At 65.7% G+C, this 22,891-nt stretch carries 15 protein-coding genes; 12 read left to right on the top strand and 3 right to left on the bottom strand.

The annotated features are described in order from the left end of the window. Positions 1 to 59 precede the first annotated feature (59 nt). Entirely contained in the window at positions 60 to 803 is a 744-nt protein-coding gene (locus CFR80_RS01340) for a uroporphyrinogen-III synthase (protein WP_258367712.1), read from the bottom strand. Next, complete coding sequence (gene hemC / locus CFR80_RS01335) at positions 790 to 1,872, bottom strand: hydroxymethylbilane synthase (protein ID WP_110507035.1); 1,083 nt, start codon at positions 1,870 to 1,872, stop codon at positions 790 to 792. Before hemC ends, CFR80_RS01340 begins: the two co-directional genes overlap by 14 nt. A 71-nt stretch (positions 1,873 to 1,943) precedes the next feature. Between hemC and tsaD the strand changes: the two genes are divergently transcribed. The 6 genes from tsaD to CFR80_RS01305 all read left to right on the top strand — a co-directional run bounded on the left by tsaD (position 1,944) and on the right by CFR80_RS01305 (position 12,017). Next, positions 1,944 to 3,059 (top strand): tRNA (adenosine(37)-N6)-threonylcarbamoyltransferase complex transferase subunit TsaD, encoded by a 1,116-nt coding sequence (gene tsaD, locus CFR80_RS01330; protein ID WP_110507034.1) that lies wholly within the window; start codon positions 1,944 to 1,946, stop codon positions 3,057 to 3,059. A 128-nt stretch (positions 3,060 to 3,187) separates the two neighbouring features. After that, positions 3,188 to 4,159, top strand: coding sequence for an NAD(P)H-dependent glycerol-3-phosphate dehydrogenase (locus CFR80_RS01325; RefSeq protein ID WP_110507033.1), 972 nt, complete (start codon positions 3,188 to 3,190; stop codon positions 4,157 to 4,159). Between the two features lie 106 nt (positions 4,160 to 4,265). Then, positions 4,266 to 4,751, top strand: a complete 486-nt coding sequence (locus CFR80_RS01320) for a glutathione peroxidase (RefSeq protein WP_010513766.1) — start codon at positions 4,266 to 4,268, stop codon at positions 4,749 to 4,751. A gap of 36 nt (positions 4,752 to 4,787) precedes the next feature. Next, the gene (gene murJ / locus CFR80_RS01315) at positions 4,788 to 6,350 is read left to right on the top strand and encodes a murein biosynthesis integral membrane protein MurJ (protein WP_010513767.1); all 1,563 of its coding nucleotides are present in this window, start codon (positions 4,788 to 4,790) and stop codon (positions 6,348 to 6,350) included. Between the two features lie 60 nt (positions 6,351 to 6,410). Beyond that, positions 6,411 to 9,023 (top strand): DNA mismatch repair protein MutS, encoded by a 2,613-nt coding sequence (gene mutS / locus CFR80_RS01310; protein ID WP_110507032.1) that lies wholly within the window; start codon positions 6,411 to 6,413, stop codon positions 9,021 to 9,023. A gap of 84 nt (positions 9,024 to 9,107) precedes the next feature. Continuing rightward, positions 9,108 to 12,017, top strand: coding sequence for a [protein-PII] uridylyltransferase (locus CFR80_RS01305; protein ID WP_029329356.1), 2,910 nt, complete (start codon positions 9,108 to 9,110; stop codon positions 12,015 to 12,017). Positions 12,018 to 12,106: 89 nt separating this feature from the next. On the opposite strand, the gene CFR80_RS01300 is transcribed toward CFR80_RS01305, so the two are convergent. Beyond that, positions 12,107 to 13,990, bottom strand: coding sequence for a tetratricopeptide repeat protein (locus tag CFR80_RS01300; RefSeq protein WP_110507031.1), 1,884 nt, complete (start codon positions 13,988 to 13,990; stop codon positions 12,107 to 12,109). Positions 13,991 to 14,088: 98 nt separating this feature from the next. On the opposite strand from CFR80_RS01300, the gene CFR80_RS01295 reads away from it, so the two are divergent. The 6 genes from CFR80_RS01295 (at position 14,089) to CFR80_RS01270 (ending at position 22,357) form a co-directional block, all read left to right on the top strand. Continuing rightward, positions 14,089 to 15,609, top strand: a complete 1,521-nt coding sequence (locus CFR80_RS01295) for a carboxypeptidase M32 (RefSeq protein ID WP_110507030.1) — start codon at positions 14,089 to 14,091, stop codon at positions 15,607 to 15,609. A gap of 211 nt (positions 15,610 to 15,820) precedes the next feature. Further along, a complete protein-coding gene (locus tag CFR80_RS01290) occupies positions 15,821 to 16,972 on the top strand; it encodes an L-dopachrome tautomerase-related protein (protein WP_110507029.1) in 1,152 nt (383 codons plus the stop codon). A 77-nt stretch (positions 16,973 to 17,049) separates the two neighbouring features. Beyond that, entirely contained in the window at positions 17,050 to 18,453 is a 1,404-nt protein-coding gene (thrC, locus tag CFR80_RS01285) for a threonine synthase (RefSeq protein WP_010513774.1), read from the top strand. 83 nt (positions 18,454 to 18,536) lie between these two features. Continuing rightward, on the top strand, positions 18,537 to 19,802 hold the full coding sequence (locus CFR80_RS01280; protein WP_110507054.1) for a M16 family metallopeptidase: 1,266 nt from the start codon (positions 18,537 to 18,539) through the stop codon (positions 19,800 to 19,802). Beyond that, the gene (locus tag CFR80_RS01275) at positions 19,799 to 21,139 is read left to right on the top strand and encodes a TldD/PmbA family protein (protein WP_010513777.1); all 1,341 of its coding nucleotides are present in this window, start codon (positions 19,799 to 19,801) and stop codon (positions 21,137 to 21,139) included. The genes CFR80_RS01280 and CFR80_RS01275 overlap by 4 nt, the downstream gene beginning before the upstream one ends. 246 nt (positions 21,140 to 21,385) lie before the next feature. Next, complete coding sequence (locus tag CFR80_RS01270; RefSeq protein WP_029329358.1) at positions 21,386 to 22,357, top strand: Tim44 domain-containing protein; 972 nt, start codon at positions 21,386 to 21,388, stop codon at positions 22,355 to 22,357. Positions 22,358 to 22,891: the final 534 nt, after the last annotated feature.

Here is a 22,891-nt window from a genome sequence, read left to right as displayed (position 1 = left end):
GGACGACAGGGCCGGGGGCACATGCTCCCGGCCTTTTTTTATGGCCGGGACACGTCGGTTCAGTCCCCTCCGCCGGGCAGGCAGGCCAGCATGCGCTCCTGCGCCGGCCGGGTGGCAATGCGTATGCCACCCCAGCGCAGACCCGCGCCAAGGACGGCGGCCACCCCATCGGACATGGCAATGGCCTCGACCCCCACGAGCGCGGGCACAAGCGCTGGCGGCAGGGCAGCGACAAAGGCTTCCGCCGTGCGGGTGGAATAGAACATGACCGCCGCCACCTGCCCGGCCCGCAGGGCGGCAAGCGCATCGGGCGGCAGGCATGTCGCCGGGCGCACGGCATAAACGCAGCGTCGCAGTACCCGGTATCCCCGCCCGCGCAGGTCCGTCGCCATGTCCTGCCCATATCCCCGTCCCACCGCCAGCAGCAGCCGGGCAGTGGGCTGCATGGCCGCGCGCAGCAGCGCCGTCAGGTCATCCGCCGTGCCGGATGCCGCAATGACATGGGCAAATCCCACCGCACGGGCGCGTCGCGCAGTGGCGGCACCCACCACGTAACAGGGAATATGATGCAGGCCCGGGTCGGTCAGGCTGCCCACGGCCTGCCCACTGGTCAGCACGATGGCATCAGGACGGAACATACCGATGGAAAGTGCATGCTGGCTGACATGCAGCATGGGGGCGGCGATGGGATGGAGTCCCCGCTCCGCCACTGCCGCCATGGTGGGGGCAAGCCCCGGCGGCGGGCGGGTCACGATCACCCCCGCGCGCATGGCGGGGGATGAAGGCTGGTTACTTCTGTTCAACAAAAATATCGGCGGGACTGTCGGCACGCAGGCTGCGGCCAAGGTCACGGCCCAGACGCGCCGCATCGGCGGGCGCGCCACTGATGGAGCGCTTGAGCAGGAAGGACCCGTCTTCACGCGCGACAAGACCGGTCAGGTGCAGTTCCGGCGCACCACCCGCGACAACCGGGATCAGCCGGGCATACCCGCCGATGGGCGTGCGGCACGACCCGTCCAGTTCCGCCAGCAGCGCGCGTTCCGCCGTGGCGACGGCGCGGGCTTCATAGTCCTCGATCGCGGACAGCAGTTCACGCAGTTCGACATCGCTTTCGCGTACCGTCACACCGACAATGCCCTGCCCCGCCGCAGGCACCATGATCGTGGGATCAAGGATCACGTCCGCCCGGTCTTCCATGCCAAGGCGACGCAGCCCGGCATAGGCCAGCAATGTCGCATCGCACTGCCGCGCCGCCAGCTTGTCCAGCCGCGTCTGCACATTGCCGCGCAGCAGGCCGAATTTCAGGTCGGGCCGCACATGCAGCATCTGCGCCTGCCGCCGGACCGAGGCACACCCCACCAGCGCCCCATGCGGCAGGACCGCGTACGGATCCGCCGGGTCGGGCTCCCCACAGCCGGGGCCGAGGATCAGCACGTCGCGCGCATCCTCACGCTTGAGTGTGCAGGCCAGCACCAGCCCCGGCGGTAGCGTGGTTTCAAGGTCCTTCAGGCTGTGGACGGCGAAATCGATCCGGCCATCCAGCAATGCTTCGTGAATTTCCTTGGCGAACAGGCCCTTGCCGCCAATATCCGCCAGCTTGCGGTTCAGCACCTGGTCGCCCGTGGTGCTGATCTGGTGTTCCTGGAACGCGCCCATGTCGCGCAGCACGGGGCAGAAACGGGTCAGCACCGTCAGGAACGCCCGTGTCTGCACCAGCGCCAGCGGGGAAGCGCGCGTGCCCACCTTCAGCGGCAGCTGCCGGCGGTGGGATTCGGCATGTGTGGCTTCCTTTCGCTGGCGTGCAGCGGCCTCGGCCGCGACTTTCTGTAGCGCGGACGATGGAAACGGGGCTGATGGCTTTGCGGACTCCATATCGCGTGTCTATTACCGCACCGCGATAAAGGAAAGATGACATTCGGCACATCCGGATTGTAAATTACGCCATGCCCCATACCGAACCGACATGCCCCGATCTGCCAACTCCCGTTATGGCCATTGAATCTTCGTGCGATGACACGGCCTGCGCCATCGTGTCGACAGATGGCAGGATCCTGGCAGAAGCGACATTATCGCAATCCGGCCATGTGCCATTCGGCGGGGTCGTGCCCGAAATTGCCGCCCGGGCCCACCTTGGCGCGCTGCCCGCGCTGGTGCGCGATACGCTGCGCACGGCCGGCATGCAGCCGCATGACCTGGGTGCGATTGCCGCAAGCTGCGGTCCGGGGCTGATTGGCGGGCTGATCGTGGGGGCCGACATGGGCAAGGGCATGGCCATTGCGCTGGACCGGCCATTCATTGCCGTAAACCATATCGAAGCCCATGCCCTGACCGCGCGCCTGCCCGGTGTGGCAGCCAACGGCGCACCGTTCCCCTATCTCCTGCTGCTGGTATCGGGCGGACACTGCCAGTGCATCGCGGTGGAAGGGGTCGGCCATTACCGCAGGCTGGGCGGCACGATTGACGACGCGGCGGGCGAAGCATTCGACAAGGTGGCCAAGATGCTTGGCCTCGGCTGGCCCGGCGGGCCTGCGGTCGAACGCCTGGCGTGTGAGGGCGACCCGCACGCCGTGCCCCTGCCGCGGCCGCTCATGGGGCGTCCGGGGTGTGATTTTTCCTTCTCGGGGCTGAAAACCGCCGTGGCGCAGAAACTGCCGGCCGAGGTCCGCACCGCCCTGCCGCGCCAACAGGCCGCCGACATCGCCGCCAGCTTCCAGCAGGCCGTAAGCGATATCGTGATCGACCGCCTTGGCCATGCGCTGGAGATGATGGAACGCCCCACCACGCTGGTCGTGGCGGGCGGGGTGGCCGCCAATGGCGTCCTGCGCACGCGGCTGCACGAATTCGCCACCGCGCACGACCTGCCGTTCGCCGCGCCGCCGCTGCGGCTGTGCACTGATAACGCGGTAATGGTGGCATGGGCCGCGATCGAGACCATGCGCGCGCGCGCGGCCCTGGGCCTGCCCGTTCCCAATGACATTGCCATGCGCCCGCGCCCGCGCTGGCCGCTGTCGGACATGGCGCAGCGCATGACGGCGGATACTGACGGGGCCGCCGCCTGATCCCCCCTGCCCTGTCGCCAGCAGGCATGCAGGCCTCCCGCCTTGCATGGCAACCACAACAGGCGCATTGCGGTTACAGGGACCAACAGAATGCCGGATACGGCACGTAATCGTCAGGAAACGAACGGATGACCCATTCCGCACGGATTGCCGTGATCGGCGCAGGTGCATGGGGGACGGCACTCGCGCTGCAGGCCGCGCGCGCGGGCGCCGAAGTCAGCCTGTGGGCACGCAATCCCGCCTCCATGTCCGCAGGCCGCGTCATGCCCCGCCTGCCCGGCCATGCGCTGCCGCCCCGCATTACCGTAAGTGATGTCATGCCCCGGCAGGCCGACCTGATCCTGCTGGCCTGTCCCATGCAGCACCTGCGCACCATTGCGCGGAACGTGCCGCCCTGTGCGCCGCTGATCGCGTGCTGCAAGGGCGTTGAGGAGGCAACCGGCCTCCTGCCCCTTCAGGTCCTGGGGGAAATGTTCCCGCACAGCGTGCTGGGTGTCCTGTCCGGCCCCAATTTCGCGCATGAAGTCGCGGCTGGCCTGCCCGCCGCCGCCGTACTGGCCTGCACGGACCGCACGCAGGCCCGCAGGCTGGCGGACCTGCTGACCACGCCAGCCTTCCGGCTGTATGCCAGCGATGACCCGACGGGCGTGCAGGTAGGCGGAGCAGCCAAGAACGTGGTGGCCATCGCCGCGGGTGCCACGATCGGGGCGAAGCTGGGGGAAAATGCCCGCGCGGCCCTGATCACCCGCAGCATTGCCGAACTGTCGCGCCTGTCGCACGCGCTGGGCGGACGGCCCGAGACGCTGTCAGGCCTTGCGGGAATCGGGGATCTGCTGCTGACCTGCACGGGGGCGGCGTCGCGCAATTACCGTCTTGGCCTGGCGATCGGCCAGGGGACACCGACGCAGCGGGCTGCAGATGCGTTGAAAGGCGTGGCCGAAGGCCGGGCGACGGCGCCTGCGCTGCTGCGGCTTGCGCGCCAGCATGGCGTCAGCACGCCGGTCATCGCCACCGTCACCAGCCTGCTGGCGGGCACGATCGACATGGAGGACGCCAGCCAGCTGCTGCTGTCGCGTCCGGTCGGACATGAATTCGCCTGAATGGACATCCACGTCACATTCCACATTTGCAAACAGGCGGCTTGACCCCTGCCATGCGACCCGGCAATCCGGTTACTCCGGCGCGCTTACGAAACCGAGCATTTCAATGACCACGATCTATGACTTTGTCCTGCCTGCCCTGAATGGCCCCGACATTGACCTGTCCAGACTGCGGGGCAAGCCGATCCTGATTGCCAACACGGCATCCAAATGCGGTTTCACGCCGCAATATGAAGGATTGCAGAGCCTGTGGACCACATGGCGCAGCCATGACCTGATGGTGATTGGCGTGCCGTCCAGCGACTTCGGCAACCAGGAACCTGGCACGCCCGACCAGATCGCCACCTTCTGCCAGCGCAACTACAATGTCACCTTCCCCCTGACCGCAAAGAGCCACGTCAGGGGGCCGCAGGCGATCCCGCTGTTCCGCTGGCTGGCGCGTGAAGGCGGGTTCCTGTCGCTGCCACGGTGGAATTTCTACAAATACCTGATCGGGCGCGATGGTCAGCTGGCCAACTGGTTCACCTGCGTCACGTCACCGGAATCGCGCCGCGTGCGCATGGCGGTCGAACGGGCGGTGATGGATCACTGATGTCCCCATCATGCCCGCGCGCGCCATGCTGAACCGATGCTGAAGGGGTTCCTGACCGTCAGCGGCTGGACCATGATCAGCCGCGTGCTGGGGCTGGTGCGCGACCAGCTGCTGGCCGCCCTGCTGGGCACGGGGGCGGCACAGGACGCGTACCAGATCGCGTTCCGCCTGCCCAACATGTTCCGCCGGCTGTTTGGCGAGGGTGCGCTGAACGCCGCCTTCGTGCCGCTGTTCTCCTCCCTGCTGGAACGCGAGGGCCGGGACACCGCGCAGCGATTCGCCAGCGAGACGATGAGTGTCCTGCTGTCATGGCTGCTTGTGCTGACGGTGCTGGGGGAAATCTTCATGCCCGGCGTGCTGCGCCTGATCGCGCCGGGGTTCACGCATGGCGACCTGCGGGACTCGCTGGCCATATCGCTCAGCCGCATTACATTCCCCTACCTGCTGATGATCTGCGGGGCCGCACTGGTTTCGGGCGTGCTGAACGGCATGCACCATTTTGGCGTGGCGGCGGCCGCCTATGTCAGCTTCAACGTCATCGGCATTGCCGCCATCCTTGTCCTTCCCCCGTTCACGGGTGATGTGGCGCACGCCGCCGCATGGGGGGTGACCGCGTCGGGCGTGGTGCAGTTCGGCATCCTGCTGTACGCCGCCCGCCATGCGGGCATGCGCCTGCGCCTCATGACGCCGTGCCTTACGCCACGCATCCGCACGCTGCTGGCGCGCATGGGCGTGGGACTGGTGGGCAGCGGGATCACGCAGATCAACTTCCTGGTCGATACCATCATCGCCACCCTGCTGCCTGCGGGCAGTGTATCGCTCATGTATTTTGCCGACCGGGTGAATCAGCTGCCACTGGGGGTACTGGGGGCGGCGGCAGGCACAACGCTGCTGCCCGTGCTGACGCGGCATCTGGCGGCGGGTGAGGTAAAGGCGGCCCACCACACCCAGAACCGGGCCATTTCCTACGCGCTGATCCTGACGCTGCCAGCCGCGGCCGGGCTGCTGGTGATTGCGGCCCCGGTCATGATGGCGCTGTTCGGGCATGGGCATTTTTCCGCACATGACGCGGTGCTGTCCGCGCAGTCGCTGCGGGCCTATGCGCTGGGGCTGCCGGCCTTCGTGCTGGTCAAGGTTCTCTCGCCGGGGTTCTTCGCGCGCGGGGATACGCGCACGCCGGTGCTGGTCGGCATGGGCACGCTGGCGCTGAACTTCGTCCTGAACATAAGCTTCATGCACTGGCTGGCCCATATCGGCCCGCCACTGGCCAGCAGCCTTGCGGCCATGGTCAATGCGGGCGTGCTGGCGTTCGTGCTGCGGCGACGCGGCGCGCTGGTTCCCGACCCGGCCCTTGTGCGGCAGCTGGCGGGCATGATGGTGTGCGCGGGCATCATGGCGACGGGTCTGGTCGGTCTGGGCTACACCCCGCTGGGGCGCGCGATGGAGGCCGGGCCGATCATGCGGATCGTAGATGTCGGAGGGCTGGTGATACTGGGCGTTGGCATCTACCTGCTGGCACTGCAGGTGCTCGGGGTGGCCGACATGCGCCAGGCCATGGACGCAATCAATCGCCGCCTGCGCCGCGGGCGCACGGCATAGGGGACAGGGACCATGAAATCCGCACTGGCGAATCCCCTACCCCACCGCTAGACACCGGACATGACATTCCCATCGCCCGAGGGCGCTACACCCGCCATGGCGCAGTGGTTTGCGCTGAAAGCCGAACACCCCGACGCCCTGCTGTTTTTCAGGATGGGGGACTTCTACGAACTGTTTTTCAATGATGCGGAAGCAGCAGCGTCGGCGCTGGACATTTCGCTGACCGCGCGTGGCACCCATGGGGGCGAACCCATTGCCATGTGCGGGGTGCCAGTGCATGCGGCGCAGGCCTATCTGGCCCGCCTGATCCGCCGCGGGTTCCGTGTATCGGTCGCCGAACAGACCGAACAGCCCCGCAAGGGGCGCCCCGCGTCCAAGGGACCACTGCGGCGCGAGGTCGTGCGCCTGATCACGCCGGGCACGCTGACCGAAGACGAACTGCTGGAGGCGGGACGGCAGAACCTTCTGGCCGCCATCATCTGCCCCACCGGGCGCGACGCCAGTAATCCCGGCCTTGCATGGATCGATATTTCCACCGGCCTGTTTGAAACCGCCACCGTTCCCCCGCGTGACCTGAACGACCTGCTGGGCCGTCTGGACCCGGCGGAGATCCTGTGCGCCGATACCGTGGAACTGGGTGATTTCGCCGCGCGCCGCACCCCCATCGTCCCGCCCGCCAGCGCCGATGCCGCACGCCAGCGCATGGCCGAAGCCTTTGGCGTCGCCAGCCTTGACGCCTTTGGTACCTTCAGCGACGCGGAAGCCATGGCGGCTGCGGCAGCCATCGATTACATCCGCCGCAGCCAGGCGGGCCAGCTGCCGCGCCTGTCGCATCCCCGCCCCAGCGACAGCAGCGACATCCTTGGCCTTGATCCCGCCACCCGCGCCAGTCTCGACCTGCTGCGCACGCGCGATGGCGAGACCGAACACACCCTGTTCGCTGCCGTATCGCGCACCGTGACCGCAGCGGGCAGCCGGATGCTGGCGGACTGGATCGCAGCCCCGCTGACCGATCCCGAACGCATTGCCCGCAGGCAGGCGGGATGGACGTGGCTGCTGGACAAGCCGGGCATACGCGACGACCTGCGCGCCAGCCTGCGCGCAGCCCCCGACATGGCGCGCGCACTGGGTCGGCTATCGCTGGGACGTGGGCAGCCGCGCGATGCCGTGGCCATCCGCCTTGGCCTGGGTGTCGCGCGTGAAATCGGGGCGATCCTGAACCGGCACGAAAACCTGCCCCCCATTCTGGAACAGGCCGCACGCCACCTTGATCGCGCACATGAACTGGAGGACCTGCTGAGCCGCGCCCTGAGCGAGAACCCGCCCGCCCGCATGGATGACGGCGGCATCATCGCCAGCGGGTATGATGCGGAACTGGATGCCCAGCGTGAACTACGCGATGGCAGCAGGCGCGTCATTGCGGCGCTGCAGCAGGAATACGCCGCGGAATTCGGCATCCCCAACCTGAAGATCCGTCACCATGCCCAGCTTGGCTACGTGATCGAGGTGCCCGCGGCCGCCAGCGCGCGCCTGCGCGGGCGCGAGGACCTGATCATGCGGCAGGGCACCGCCAGCGCCAGCCGCTTTTCCACCGAACGGCTGGTCAGCCTTGACCAGCAGATCGCGCAGGCTGCCGAAAACGCGGGCATGCGCGAACGCCACCTGTTTACGCAGGTGGTGGGAAAGATACTGGACGAAGCCGCCCTGCCGGACATGGCCGCCGCCCTGTCATGCATCGACATCGCGCAGTCCTGCGCGGTGCTGGCCGGTGGCGGCATGTGGTGCTGTCCTGCCGTCGGCACGGATACATCCTTTGTCATCCGCGCGGGACGCCATCCGGTGGTGGAAGCGGCCCTGCCCAGGAACGCCCGCTTTACCCCCAATGACTGCGACCTTGATCCCGATCACCGCGTCATGCTGCTGACCGGCCCCAACATGGCGGGCAAGTCCACCTTCCTGCGGCAGACGGCGCTGGCGGTCATACTGGCGCAGGCCGGCCTGCCGGTTGCGGCACAGACCATGCGCCTTGGCGTGGTGGACCGGCTGTTTTCACGCGTTGGCGCGTCGGATGACCTGGCGCGCGGACGATCCACCTTCATGGTGGAAATGACCGAAACCGCCGCCATCCTGAACCAGGCCGGACCGCGGTCGCTGGTGGTGGTGGATGAAATCGGGCGCGGCACCTCCACGCTCGACGGGCTGGCCATTGCGTGGGCGGTGCTGGAAACCCTGCATTCCACGCTGCGCTGCCGCGCGATATTCGCAACGCATTTCCACGAACTGGCCGAACTGGCGGACACCATGCCCCGCCTGTCCCCCCACACCATGAGCGTGCGGGAATGGAAGGGACAGGTCATTTTCCAGCATGAGGTCATACCCGGTTCCGCCCGCCGCAGCTGGGGCGTGCATGTCGCGCGCCTTGCCGGCGTGCCGGATCCCGTGGTGCGCCGCGCGGGACGCCTGCTGTCCACGTTGGAAAAGGAACGCGGGCGGCAGGCCCCGCCCCTGCCGCTGTTTGAACAGGCCAAGGCGGATGAGGCGCCAGCACCACCGCCCACACCCGCGCTGCCGCCTGCCGCACTCGACATGATCGAGGATCTGGACCCTGATACGCTCAGCCCGCGCGCGGCGCTGGAAATGTTGTATAAACTCAAAAAACTGCTGAAATCCTGATACGGCTCTGGACCTGACCCCATCAGGGGCGGCACACTCGATCCCGGATCTTTATCGCCATTTACAGGACGCCATCTGACGACGATGTCGAACGCTGCCCCCCCTTCCGCCTCCGCTTCGGTCGAGGCCATGACGAACGCCCTTCATTCCGCCCTGTTCCCCGCCGGGACGGGCGGTGGCGATGTACGTGCCCTGCCGCGCGAAGACGCCATCGGGCTGGTACGCCGCCACCTGTCGCGCTACCAGGCCCACGTGCGCGAGGAATTCGAGCATCACCGCCTGGGCGGGGCCGAGGCAGGGAAGCTGCTGGCCGCCTATACCGATGGCATGATCCGCGTGCTGGCGGCCTTCGCCATGCAGCAGACAGGCATCGATTCGCATCCTGAAGCCCCCTTCGCCATTGCCGCCACCGGCGGGTACGGGCGCGGGCTGCTGGCGCCATTCAGCGATATCGACCTGCTGTTCCTGGTGCCCGACATACAGGACGGACAGGGCGAGGACGTGCGGGCCTGCGTGGAATACATCCTGTATTTCCTGTGGGATCTCGGGCTGAAGGTCGGGCATGCCACGCGCACCATCAATGAATGCATTGCCGAGGCCGAGGCCGACACCACGGTGCGGACCACGCTGCTGGACGCCCGTGCCCTGACGGGCAGCGAATCGCTGTTTTCCATGTTCCAGGCCCGCTACATCATGGCCTGCGTCCGGGCAGGCGCCGACCGCTTCATTACCGACAAGCGCAAGGAACGCGCCGCCCGCCACCACCGCTTTGGCGACAGTCCCTATCTGGTGGAACCCAACATAAAGGAAGGCCGGGGCGGCCTGCGCGACCTGCAGACGCTGTACTGGATGTGCCGCTACACCTTCGGCACGCGCCATGTATCCGACCTGCTGGCCCCCGGTTTCAGTGAGCTGGGACTGCTGACCGAACAGGAAGCCAAGCGCGCGCGCCGGGCGTGGGACTTCCTGTGGCGAGTGCGCTTCCACCTGCATTACGTGTCGGGCCGGGCGGAAGAACGCCTGACCTTTGACGTGCAGCCGGTTGTGGGCGGCCGCATGGGCTACACCCGCCATGGACGGCAGGTGGGTGTGGAACGCTTCATGCGCCACTACTTCCTGACCGTGCGCGAGGTGATGCGCCTGACACTGGTGCTGGAACCCGCCGTGCTGCGTCAGGCGCTTGGCCCCGTGGCCAACGCACCCGAAGCCGACAGCCAGATGCGTGACGCGGGCTTTACCGTGCTGGACGGTCGTATCCTGCCCCAGCGCGGCACGTCGTTCGAGGATGAACCCATCCAGATGATGCGCCTGCTGGACTGGGCCAAGAAGCGCAAGCTACCCATCCACCCCATGGCCATGCACCAGCTGATCCGCTGGGAACGCCGGGCTGCCAGCCTGCGCGGCGACCCGGAAACCGCGCGGATCTTCCTTGACCTCATGTGTGGCGACCCGCCCGAACGCCCGCAACGCGCGCCGCGTGGCGATGCCGCCGAACAGGCGGACGCCACCCCCAGCTTCCACCTGATGGATGAGGGGCGGCGCAAGGGAAATGCCTACTGGCTGCATATCCTCAATGAAACGGGGCTTATGGGCCGCCTGCTGCCTGACTGGTCGCGTGTCGTGGGGCAGATGCAGTTCGACACCTATCATGTGTTTACGGTTGATGAGCATATCATCGACGCGCTGCGCATCCTTGGCCGGGTGGAACACGGGCAGATGGCCGATGAAATCCCCATCGCCTATGACCTTGCGCGCAACCTGCATTCGCGCCGCGCGCTGTATGTCGCGGTCATGCTGCATGACATCGCCAAGGGCCGCGGCGGCGACCATTCGGAAATCGGGTCGCAGATCGCGCTGTATGTCTGTCCCGAACTGGGTATGGACAGCGAGGAGACGGAAACCGTTTCATGGCTGGTGCTGCATCACCTGCTGCTCAGCCACACCGCGTTCCAGCGCGATATTGACGATCCCAAGACCATCCTTGACCTGGCCGACATCATCCAGTCGCCCGAACGCCTGCGGCTGCTGCTGCTGCTGACGATCGTGGACATGCGCGCGGTGGGGCCGCGCGTATGGAACGCGTGGAAGGCGACGCTGCTGAACGAACTGTACATGCGCGTGGCCGAAGTGCTGGAAGGCAGCCTTGCCACCACCGAGCGCGACGTGCGCGTGGAACGCGCCAAGGACGCCACCTCCCGATGGCTGGTGGAAGACGGCATGAACGAAGCCGATGTCCGCCATTTCATGGGGCTGGGTTATGGCAGTTACTGGCTGTCCTTCGACCATGACACCCATGCCCGCCATGCCCGGCTTATCAGCGAATCCGAACGCGTGCATTCCCCCCTGACGGTGGAAACCCAGCCCCTGCCGGCGCGCGGGGTAACGGAAGTCACGATTTACGCCGCCGACCATCCGGGCCTGTTTTCCAAGATCGCGGGGGCGGTGGCCATTGCCGGGGCCTCGATCGTGGATGCGCGCATCCACACCATGACCAATGGCATGGCGCTGGACACGCTGTGGATTCAGGATGCGGGCGGTGCGGCGTTCGAGGAACCGCAGCAGCTTGCCCGCCTGTCGCTGCTGGTGGAACAGGCGCTGACGGGGCACCTGAACATCAACCGTGAAATTGCCCAGTGCGGCCGCAGGGTGAGTGGCCGCCGCATGCGCGCCATCCACGTGCCACCGCGCGTGGTAATCGATAACCGCGCATCGAACACCTGCACGGTGGTGGAAATCAACGGGCGTGACCGCCCCGGCCTGCTGCATGACGTCACGGCGGCGCTGAGCGAACAGAAACTGCAGATCGCGTCCGCCCACATCACCACCTATGGCGTGCGGGCGGTGGACGTGTTTTACGTCAAGGACCTGTTCGGGCTGAAGATCACTGACAAGGGACGTCTGGACCGGATTCGCACGACCCTGCTGGCGGGCCTGCAGGAAGCGGAAGCTGCAGCCCAGCGCCGGTCATCCGAACTGGAATCCATCACGATCTGAAACGGTCCGGGGTGTCTTTTTTCAAAAAGGCACCCCGAAGCTTCCCGGAAAGAGCGTCACCAAAAACCTTTCATGATTCCCGCGACATTTCAGGGATGAATGTCCGGCACCTGCCCCGCCACCCATGCATTCAGGGTGCGCGACAGGGTGGCCATGACCTGTGTCCACGCCTGCTGCGGGGGCAGAAGACGTTCCTGCCGGAACAGGCGCAGGGTCGGGTACCACCGGCTTGCGGGCCGGCGCAGAGTGGACTGCCCGCCATTTTCCGGCTGTGACGTGCCGGTTGTCGGCGCAGGCAGGTCAAAAGCCGTCGACCACCGCCAGTCCCCGCCAAAACGGCACAGTAGCCAGACCGGACAGCCGATGGCCCCGGCCAGATGCGCCACCAGCGTATCCACGCTGATCACCAGATCCAGTGTCGCGATCAGGCGCGCCGTATCCAGCAGGTCCGCATCGGGCAGCAATTCGTGCCGGACAAAGGACGGGTCCATCTTTCCCTCTGCCGGTGGCCGCAGGGAAATGAATTCGACCCCCGCAATGTCCTTCAGTGCCAATAAGGCATCCACTGGAAGGGAACGCCGCGCGTCAAAGCGATAGACGGCATTCCCCGCATGGCACAGGCCAATACGCAGCAGTCCCCTGCGTGCCGCCGGTCGTTGCCATGGGCTTTCCCCCAGATACGGCATGAATGACGGAACGCTGTCCGCACCCAGCAGGTGCGGCAGGCTGAACAGGTCGCATTGGGCTGCGACATCAGAATTGTTATTTATATTACGGGTGATAATTTTTACGGAATGGGCCATGTCCTGCCCCAGCGTGGCCGCAAGCCGGCGCAGGGGGGATGGAACCTCCAGCACCACCGGAACCCTCCGGGCTGCAAGCCGTACATAGCGCAGGAAATGGACGGCATCCCCCAGTCCCTGCCCCTGCATATGCACAAGCAGCTTCCGACCTGCAGGCAACGCTCCCCCGTCCCATCGCGGCAGATGCCCTGCCGATGGATGCGGCGGCTGGAATTCCAGCCGGGCGTCCCACAGCGCCCATCCCTGCCCCAGTTTTCCCTGCGCCAGACGGGCAACGCCAAGGTTGAACCGCGCCCGGGCCCGCGTCTCACGATCAGGCGGCGGCGCATGGGTCAGTATGGTTTCATGGATGGCGGCGGCCCGTGCACCCGACATATCCCCCAGTGCCATGCGGGCAAGGCCGAGGTTACTGGCGGTTTCGGGCTGCGGATCATGCGCCATGGCACGTTCCAGCATGTCGGCCGCCGGCCCCATGCGCCCGCGCGCAAACAGCAGCGCACCCAGCAGGGACCGGGCAGCGCCATCATCGGGAGCATGCTCCAGCCCCGCCCGCAGAACATCCTCGGCCTGTTCACGCTGGTGATGCGCCATCAGCATTTCGGCCAGTTCACGGACATGGACGCCCTCCCCCGGCGCACGCCGCACGACATGGTGCATCTGCTGTATGGCAGCGTCACGCTGTCCCCGTCGCCATAGGAAACGGGCATGCAGCGTCCGGGCCCGCATGTCATGCGGGGCGGACAGGCTGACCGCCCGCCCATAGGCCCGTACTGCCGCCCATGTATCGCCTGTCGTCTCCATGATCTCGGCACAGGCCAGCAGGACGGGCACATCATCCGGCTGACAGAGGCAGGCGGCCCGGATCGCAGCCTGCGCTGCCATATGGTGCCCCCGTGCCAGCAGCGCGCGGGCCAGCACTTCATGAAAAGGCCCGTGGGGTGCGCGCCGCACCGCCTGTCCCGCAAGGCTGATGGCCAGATCCGCCCGTCCTGCCGCCAGGGCCACGCAGGCCAGGCCATGCAGGGCAGCGGGATCGTCCGGCCCCTCCGCCCGCAGGGCCACGAAGCACGTCCGCGCGGTGTCGATATCCCCCCTGCGCAGGGCCGCATGGCCCCGCGCCATGACATGCTGCCTGTCCGTATCGTGTCCATGCGTGCTGGTCGCGTTCATCTCGGCCGGCCCTCCCTTGCGTGGCGGAGAATGGTCCCGCACACTCCCAACACTATCCATACGCGACAGAGCGTTAAGAATTTCGATCAGGAACCCACATGAACGTCACCTCCGCCACGGTCGGCCAGCAGGCCTATGCCACGCTGCGGCAGCGTTTTGCCCGCATGGGGCATATCCGCAACGCAATGGGAATTCTGGGCTGGGACAAGGACACCATGATGCCGGCAGGGGCGAGCGAAAGCCGCGCCGAGAGCATTGCCGCCCTTGCCGTCCTGTCACATGACCTCATGACTGCACCGGACATGGGCGACCTGCTGGCCCGCGCCCAGGCCCCCGATGACGCCATGGCGCGCGCCAACCTGCATGAAATGCGCCGCCAGCACGCCCATGCCGCCGCCGTGCCGTCCGATCTGGTCGAAGCAATGTCGCGTGCGTCCTCGCGGTGTGAAATGGCATGGCGTACCGCGCGGCAGGACAGTGATTTCGCCAGCCTGCTGCCGGAACTGGAAACCGTGCTGGCCCGCACTCGCGACATTGCCGCCGCCAAGGCGCAGACCCTTGGGCTGTCCCCCTATGACGCGCTGCTGGATCAGTATGATGCGGGCACGCGGCAGGCGGATATCGACCCGGTCTTTGCCGAACTGGCCAGTGAACTGCCCGACCTGATCCGCACCGCACTCACCCATCAGGCCACGCTGGCCGCCCCCGTGCCGCTTTCGGGATCGTTTGACGTGCCCGCACAGGCACGGCTGGGGCACGAGACCATGCGCGCACTGGGCTTTGACATGCAGCGCGGGCGGCTGGATGTCAGCCTGCACCCCTTCTGCGGCGGGGCGGAGGACGATGTCCGCATCACCACCCGGTATGAGGAGGATGACTGCATCAACGCACTCATGGGCATCATACATGAGACCGGGCACGCGCTGTACGAGCAGGGCCTGCCCGCAGCATGGCGCGCCCAGCCTGTGGGTGAGGCACGTGGCATGAGCCTGCATGAAAGCCAGTCCCTGCTTATGGAAATGCAGGTCGCGCGGTCGCAGCCCTTCATGGACTGGATGGTCCCCCGCCTGCGCGCGGCCTTTGGTGGCGCGGATACCGACCCGGCATGGCAGGCGGATAACCTGCACCGCCTTGTCACACGCGTGCGCCCCGGTTTCATCCGCGTGGATGCCGATGAGGTCACGTACCCCGCGCATATCCTTGTACGTTATGAAATGGAAACCGCGCTGATTGCGGGAAAGATGAAGCTGTCCGACCTGCCGGAAGCCTTCAATACCCGGATCCATGACCTGCTGGGACTGAACGTGCCCGAGGACCGGCTGGGCTGCCTGCAGGATATCCACTGGCCATCAGGCGCATGGGGGTATTTCCCCACCTACACGCTGGGCGCGATTATCGCCGCACAGTTGCGCGAAGCAGCCGAACGTAGCGACCCCGCCATCATGCCCAGCATAGGCAAGGGCGATTTCGCACCCCTGCTGGCATGGCTGCGCCCGCACATTCATGCACGCGGCAGCGGGGCATCCACCCGCGACATCGTGCGCGACGCCACGGGGGCGGTGCCCAATACGGGTCCCTACCTGCGCCATCTGCGCCAGCGGTACTGTGCGCAGGTCTGACCCGGGCGCGGTCTGATCGGGCGACGACGTCCGGCGGCGGTTCGAAATGGCCGGTTGATCAGGGGACTGCCTGAAAAAACCGGCCTGTAAAACGCCCTGCGAACCTGATGAAAGTGATCAGCCGCCTTCTGGAAACACTCTTTTATGGCAGGGCGGACATGCCGCATGTTCCACTTGCCATTCGCTGCGGTTCGTGACGAGATAACGCGCGATGTACGCGAAATCTCCATCTGCCATCCGTCGCCTGCGCTCAGCGGGTTTCCTTCTTGCCTGCGGCACCTGCCTGCTGGGGGCCGACCATGCCGCCCGTGCCGCCAAACCCGCGCCGCCGCTCAGCCCGGCCGCGACGCTGGAGGATGTCGTATCCTCCTCTACCGCCGCATGGGACCGTGTGGTCGTGCTGCCTGACGGGCGGCTGCTGGTGGAACTGCCGCGCTGGGCGGGCAATACCGGGCCGGGGCTGGCGCTGCTGGATGGGGACAACACGCCCCATCCCTATCCCGACAATGCATGGAACGACCCCGCCACGCCGGCGGCAAAGCGGCTGGTTGCGCCTTCGGATGTACAGCTCCAGCCCGATGGCACGCTATGGGTGCTGGACAGCGGACAGCCCGACCCGGCGGGAAAGCCGGAAGCAGGTGGCCCCAAGATCGTGAAGATCGACAGCCATACCGGTCAGGTCATGCAGACATGGCCGCTCGATCCGGGCATGCTGCGCACGGGCAGTTACGCCGCCACCATGCGCATCGCACGCGGGCATGCCTTCATCGGGGATGCCGGCATCCCGGCCATGATCGTGGTCAAGCTGGACACCAACACCCAGCGGCGACTTATGGAGCATACCCCGGCGCTGACCGCGCACCAGCCCATTACGGTTTACGGCCGGGTGGCGACCAACCCCGCGGGTCATACCGCCATCATCAACATCAGCCAGATGGACATAAGCGCCGACGGGCAGTGGCTGTATTTCGAACCCCTGTGCGGCCCCGTGTACAAGCTGGATACCGACCTGCTGGTGGACCCGAAGGTCACCCCCATCGAACTGGAGGAAGGCCCCACCCTGTGGTACAAGACGCCGCCGCTGGGTGGCATCACGGTCGGGCCGGATGGCACGCTGTATTTCAATGACGTGTCCACCGGCAGCATCTTCCGCCTGATGCCCGATCGCGTTTACCAGAAAATCGTGACCGACCCCCGCCTGCACTGGCCCGGCGGATCGTTTGCGACAAAAGACGGGCAGCTTTATGTGCCGGCAGCCCAGCTTGACCGGACCGCGCCGCTGAATGGCGGGCACAACGCCATTGAATGGCCGGTGCATATCTACCGCATCAATATCGGCAGCCTGCCGCCACCGAAATTCTGACACACCACGCGCGGAATTGCGCCCTGCGCCGCATGCGCCCCCTTCGCGCGGGGGGCGGTTGGGATTATGGTGGCGCCATGCGCTATATTTCTACCCGGGGGAACGCCCCCGTCCGCGATTTTTCGTCCGTTCTGCTGGCGGGGCTGGCAGAGGACGGTGGCCTGTACCTGCCCGAAAGCTGGCCCGAACTGTCGGTGGCCCAGTGGCGTGACCTGCGGGGCCTGCCCTACCCCGAGCTTGCGGCCCGCATCATCGCCCCCTTTGCCGAAGGGTCGATCACGCATGATGTGCTGCTGACGCTGTGCCGCGATGCCTACAGCCGATTCGACCATCCGGCCATCGTGCCGCTGACGCAGGTGGAAGACGGGCTGTTCGTGCAGGAACTGTTCCACGGCCCGACGCTGGCGTTCAAGGACATGGCCATGCAGCTGCTTGGCCGCCTGTTCGACCATGTGCTGAACGAACGTGACGAGAAGGTCACAATCGTGGGCGCCACATCGGGGGATACCGGGTCGGCGGCGATCGAGGCATGCCGGGGCCGCAAGCGCCTGAACGTGGTGATCCTGCACCCCGAGGGGCGCACGTCGGAAGTGCAGCGCAGGCAGATGACAACCGTGCTGGAACCCAACGTGACCAACCTTGCGGTGCAGGGCACGTTTGACGACTGTCAGGATCTGGTCAAGGCGATGTTTGCCGACCAGCCCTTCCGTACCGACATGCACCTGTCGGCGGTCAATTCCATCAACTGGGCACGTATCGCCGCCCAGGTGCCGTATTATGTCTACGCCGCACTGGCGCTGGGCGCGCCGGACCGTGAGGTCTCGTTCGCCGTGCCCACGGGCAATTTCGGCAATGTGCTGGCGGCATGGGTCGCCCGCCGCATGGGCCTGCCCATCCGCGCACTGTGCGTGGGGTCCAACCGCAATGACATCCTCTCTCGCTTCCTGAACGAAAACGACATGAGCATCCACGGTGTGGTGCCCAGCCTGTCGCCGTCGATGGATATTCAGGTATCGTCCAACTTCGAACGCCTGCTGTTCGAACTGCTGGACCGCAACGCCGCCGAATGCGCGCGCATCATGACCGATTTCCGCAAGACCGGCGTGATGAAGGTGTCCACCCCGGTGTGGGACCGCGCCAATGCGCTGTTCCACGGCATTTCGCTGGATGATGCCGCGACGGAGGAGGAAATCCGTACGCTGAACACCCGCAGCCACTACCTTGCCGACCCGCATACCGCGATCGGGATTGCCGCTGGCCGCACATTCCGCGAGGCCGGTATCCCCATGGTGGCCATGGCCACCGCACACCCCGCCAAGTTCCCCGATGCAATGGCGCAGGCAACCGGCATCCGCCCCGCCCTGCCCGTGTCGCTGGCCGACCTGTATGACCGGCCGGAGCGGTACAGCGTGGTGCCAGCCGACCTGACCGTGATCGAGGACAGGGTGCGCGCGGCGGTCCTGTCCAACTCGGCAGCCTGATCGTCTTCCCTTCCCCTTTTCCATCTTACGCAAGCAAGGGGCGGCATGGGGCCATGATGCACCATGCCGCCCGCAGGACCAGCATGACCGACCTGATCAATGTGACCCGACTGGATTCCGGCCTGACCATCGTGACCGAACGGATGGACCGGGTGGAGACCGTGTCCCTCGGGGCGTATGTCGCCGCGGGCACCTGCAATGAGACCGCGCCCGAAAACGGGGTATCCCATTTCCTGGAGCACATGGCGTTCAAGGGCACCGGCACCCGCACCGCCGTGGGCATTGCCGAGGAAATCGAAAACGTGGGCGGCCATATCAACGCCTATACCGCGCGTGAACACACTGCGTATTACGTCAAGCTGCTGAAGGAAAACCTGTCGCTGGGTGCTGACATCATCGGTGACATCCTGACCCACAGCAGCCTTGCGCCGGATGAGCTGGAGCGTGAACGCGGCGTGATCCTGCAGGAAATCGGTCAGGCGAACGACACGCCCGATGACATCGTGTTCGACCATTTTCAGGAAACCGCCTTTCCCGACCAGCCGATGGGCCGCCCCACGCTGGGCACGGAATCCGGTATCCAGACCATGTCGCGCGCAACCCTGGTCAATTACATGGATACCCATTACCGGGCGGGCAATACCATCATCGCGGCGGCGGGCAACCTGGAACACGCCCGCGTGGTGGACCTTGTGCAGCAGCATTTTGCCGACCTGCCTACCGGCACCGTCCCGCCGCAGCCTGCCGTGAATTACGTAGGCGGCGCCTTCACGCGCGAACGCGACCTGGATCAGGCCCATATCGTGCTGGGCTTTCCGTCCATGCCCTATGGCGACCCGGACTATTACCCGGCCCTGCTGCTGTCCACGCTGCTGGGCGGGGGCATGTCGTCACGGCTGTTCCAGGAAATCCGTGAAAAGCGGGGGCTGGTCTATTCCGTCTATTCCTTCAACGCACCCTTCCGGCAGGGCGGGCTGTTCGGCATCTATGCCGGCACGGGTGAAGCACAGGTGGCTGACCTTGTTCCCGTAACGCTGGAAGAACTGCGCAAGGTGCGTCATACGGTGACGGACACGGAACTGGCGCGGGCACGGGCGCAGCTCAAATCCTCGCTGCTCATGTCTCTGGAAAGCACGGGCAGCCAGTGCGAGCAGCTGGCCCGGCAGCTTCAGGTCTTTGGTCGCCTGATCCCCACTGCCGAGACCGTGCGCCGGATCGACGCCGTCACCATTGCGGACGTGCAGCGCGTCGCGACCCGCATATTCAGCGGCAGGCCGACCCTCGCCTCCCTCGGGCCGGTCAGCCATATTCCTTCCCTCGACAGCATCACGGGGGCGCTGGCAGCATGAATACCGATCCGCTTGACCTGATCTCCACCCTCCTTACCCGTGCCCGTGCGGCAGGGGCGGATGCGGCGGATGCGATCTACGCCACCCGCGTCGCCCATGGCGCGCAGGTGCGTAATGGACAGACCGAGGACCTTGAACGCTCCGAAACCTGTGACCTCGGACTGCGGGTGTTCGTCGGGCAGCGTTCGGCCATTGTTTCGGCCACGGCGCTGGACCCCGAACGCTTCGACGCGCTGGCCGAACGTGCCGTCGCCATGGCGCGCGTCGTGCCCGAGGACCGCTTTGCCGGACTGTGCGCCGAGGCCGCGACCACCTTTACAGACGCGACGGGGCTGGACCTGTCCGACCCGACCGAAGTGACCACTACCGACCTTGTGGCCCGCGCGCGCGCGGCGGAAGACGCGGCACTTGCGGTAACGGGCATTACCAACAGCAATGGCGCATCGGCCAGTTTCGGCCTGTCGGACATCATTCTCATGACATCCGCCGGGTTTTCGGGGCGGTATGCCCGGACCAGCCATTCCGTGTCCGCCAGCGCAGTAGCAGGCAGCGGCACGAAGATGGAGCGTGATTACGACTATCACGCCGCCGTCCACCTGTCGGACCTTGAGGATGCGGGCCTGATCGGTCGTCGCGCGGGGGAACGCACGGTTGCGCGCCTGAACCCGGTGCGTCCGCGCACCGGGCGCATGCCGATCGTGCTGGACCCGCGCGTATCCACCAGCCTGCTGGGTCACCTGTCGGGGGCGATCAACGGCATTGCCATCGCACGCGGCACGTCCTTCCTCAAGGAAAAGATGGATTGCCGCATCATGCCCGCGGGCATCACCATCATTGACGACCCACGCCGCGTACGTGGTCCCGGCGCGCGTCCCTTCGATGGCGAGGGCATGCTGACATCCACCCGCACGCTGGTGGAAGATGGCGTGCTGAAGACATGGGCGCTCGACTCCCGCTCCGCCCGCCAGCTGGAGCTCAGGCCCAATGGCTGCGCCAGCCGGGGCACGTCGGGACCGCCTGCGCCCTCACTTGGCAACATGTTCATGCAGCCCGGTGATCTGACACCTGCGGCCCTGATGGCAGACATAAAGGAAGGGATTTACATTACCGAACTGATGGGGTCCGCCATCAACGGCATTACCGGCGATTACAGCCGGGGGGCGGCGGGCTTCATGATCCGCGACGGCGTACTGGCGGAACCGGTGTCCGAACTGACGGTCGCGGGCAACCTGAATGACATGTTCGCCCGTCTGGTGCCGGCCAGTGACCTGGTTTTCCGCCAGTCAACCAATGCGCCGACCATCCGTATCGACGATATGGTTATTGCGGGTTCGTAAGCTGAAAATTACCTGGACGCTTTTTGAAAAGAGCCTCACGAAAAACTTTCTTATGATTGCAGGGTGCTTTACGGGACTGACTGTCCCAGCAGTCTCCCACCCTTTCCGTGATTTCATGTGTCTGTAAGCCCGTTGCCCCTGTTACCGGGGCGCGGACTTACCTATATCTGTAACAAGTGGCCCGGAATAATGCAGGCCGCATGATAAAGATGGTTCCGACACAGGATTGCAGATACCCTGACCCAGATGAAAAAGAATTCTTCGCGCCAGATGCCGCGTAAAAGCATCGTCCTTGCTGCTAGCGCGGCCCTGACCATGCTGCCGCTGCTGGCCCATCCCGATGTGGCTGACGCCCGCGCGGGTGGTGGCTTCTCCATGGGGAGCAGGGGGTCACGTACCTACAGCGCACCCGCACCATCGCAGACCGCGCCCTTTGGCGCGACCCCTTTCCAGCGCACCATGACGCCACGCCCGCAGCCGACGCCCGGCTACGGCGCACGTGCGCCGTTTGGTGGGAGCGCGATGGCCATGGCCCAGCCGCGCCATCCGTTCATGAGCGGCTTCATGGGCGGCCTGATCGGTGCCGGCCTGTTCGGCATGATGTTCGGACATGGCATGTTCGGCTCCGGCATGGGGGGCAGCGGCTTTCTGGGCCTGCTGATCCAGCTGGCGCTGGTCTTCTTTATCGTGCGCTGGGCCATCCGCCGTTTTGCCGGAAGCCGCGCCAATGGTGGCAATGCCGTGCCTTTTGGCATGCAGGGACCGGCGGGCGGGTCCGTGCCGCAGGGTGGCCAGCAGCCGGTTGGCGTCGCCATTACCGCAGCTGATTACCAGGCCTTCCAGCAGGCGCTGATCAATATCCAGACGGCATGGAGCCAGCAGAATGTTGGGGCCATGCAGCACATGGCCACACCGGAAATGGTGTCCTACTTCAGCAGCCAGCTGAACGATCTGGCCAGCCGTGGCGCGCGCAACGTGGTATCGGATATCCGGTTTGAACGTGGCGACCTGGTGGAAAGCTGGCGCGAAAACAGGTTCGATTACGCCACTGTCGCCATGCAGTATTCCATGATCGACATCACCACTGACATGACAGGCCGCGTGATTGAGGGTGATCCCGCCAACCGCACCACCGTGACCGAGCTGTGGACCTTCGTCCGTTCAGCCGGGACCGGCACTTGGCTGCTGTCAGCCATCCAGCAGACACCGCGCCGCTGACCATCGGTTTCAATCTGGAACACGAAAGGCCCGCATCGCCTGATGCGGGCTTTTTTCATGATCGCGCCATGGGTACGCCCCCGCAATCGTCACTGATTGGCGTTCCATCCTCCTGCACGGTACCCATCCGGGCGTTTACGCTTATTCTATCGGCATCATTATCATCAGGAGCATGCCAGTAGCGTCGGCCCATCCGGCAATGATCGAGTGGCCGTTACGTATGGTCAGATGCCAGGTTTCGTTCCAGCGCCACTGCCATAATTCCCCACCACGACAGAACCATGGTGAAGGGCAAAGGCCCTGAAACGGATTTCCCATAATGCTCCATCGGATGGTTCCATTACAATGGAGCATCACTGGAGACGATCTGCCTGCCCCCGGAAATACGCAGGCGGCGCGGCCCATCGCGCAATGCGCCCATGCAGGCCAATACGGAGCCCCAAGGATACCAATCAGGCCCGCATGCTGTCGTCGGGTCTGTATCCGGCTTCACCCTGCCGCACGCAGCTTCTGTCCCAACATTACCGGCCGTCT

The organism is Komagataeibacter oboediens (assembly GCF_003207815.1).
Lineage (GTDB): Bacteria > Pseudomonadota > Alphaproteobacteria > Acetobacterales > Acetobacteraceae > Komagataeibacter > Komagataeibacter oboediens.
This window is presented reverse-complemented; position numbering and strand designations above follow the sequence as displayed.

Coding starts and splice junctions, on each gene's coding strand:
- CFR80_RS01320 (WP_010513766.1), top strand. CDS start 4,266: ATGACCACGATCTATGACTTTGTCCTGCCTGCCCTGAATGGCCCCGAC.
- CFR80_RS01275 (WP_010513777.1), top strand. CDS start 19,799: ATGAATACCGATCCGCTTGACCTGATCTCCACCCTCCTTACCCGTGCC.
- CFR80_RS01280 (WP_110507054.1), top strand. CDS start 18,537: ATGACCGACCTGATCAATGTGACCCGACTGGATTCCGGCCTGACCATC.
- murJ (WP_010513767.1), top strand. CDS start 4,788: ATGCTGAAGGGGTTCCTGACCGTCAGCGGCTGGACCATGATCAGCCGC.
- tsaD (WP_110507034.1), top strand. CDS start 1,944: ATGCCCCATACCGAACCGACATGCCCCGATCTGCCAACTCCCGTTATG.
- CFR80_RS01305 (WP_029329356.1), top strand. CDS start 9,108: ATGTCGAACGCTGCCCCCCCTTCCGCCTCCGCTTCGGTCGAGGCCATG.
- CFR80_RS01270 (WP_029329358.1), top strand. CDS start 21,386: ATGAAAAAGAATTCTTCGCGCCAGATGCCGCGTAAAAGCATCGTCCTT.
- CFR80_RS01325 (WP_110507033.1), top strand. CDS start 3,188: ATGACCCATTCCGCACGGATTGCCGTGATCGGCGCAGGTGCATGGGGG.
- CFR80_RS01295 (WP_110507030.1), top strand. CDS start 14,089: ATGAACGTCACCTCCGCCACGGTCGGCCAGCAGGCCTATGCCACGCTG.
- hemC (WP_110507035.1), bottom strand. CDS start 1,872: ATGGAGTCCGCAAAGCCATCAGCCCCGTTTCCATCGTCCGCGCTACAG.
- mutS (WP_110507032.1), top strand. CDS start 6,411: ATGACATTCCCATCGCCCGAGGGCGCTACACCCGCCATGGCGCAGTGG.
- thrC (WP_010513774.1), top strand. CDS start 17,050: ATGCGCTATATTTCTACCCGGGGGAACGCCCCCGTCCGCGATTTTTCG.
- CFR80_RS01290 (WP_110507029.1), top strand. CDS start 15,821: ATGTACGCGAAATCTCCATCTGCCATCCGTCGCCTGCGCTCAGCGGGT.
- CFR80_RS01300 (WP_110507031.1), bottom strand. CDS start 13,990: ATGAACGCGACCAGCACGCATGGACACGATACGGACAGGCAGCATGTC.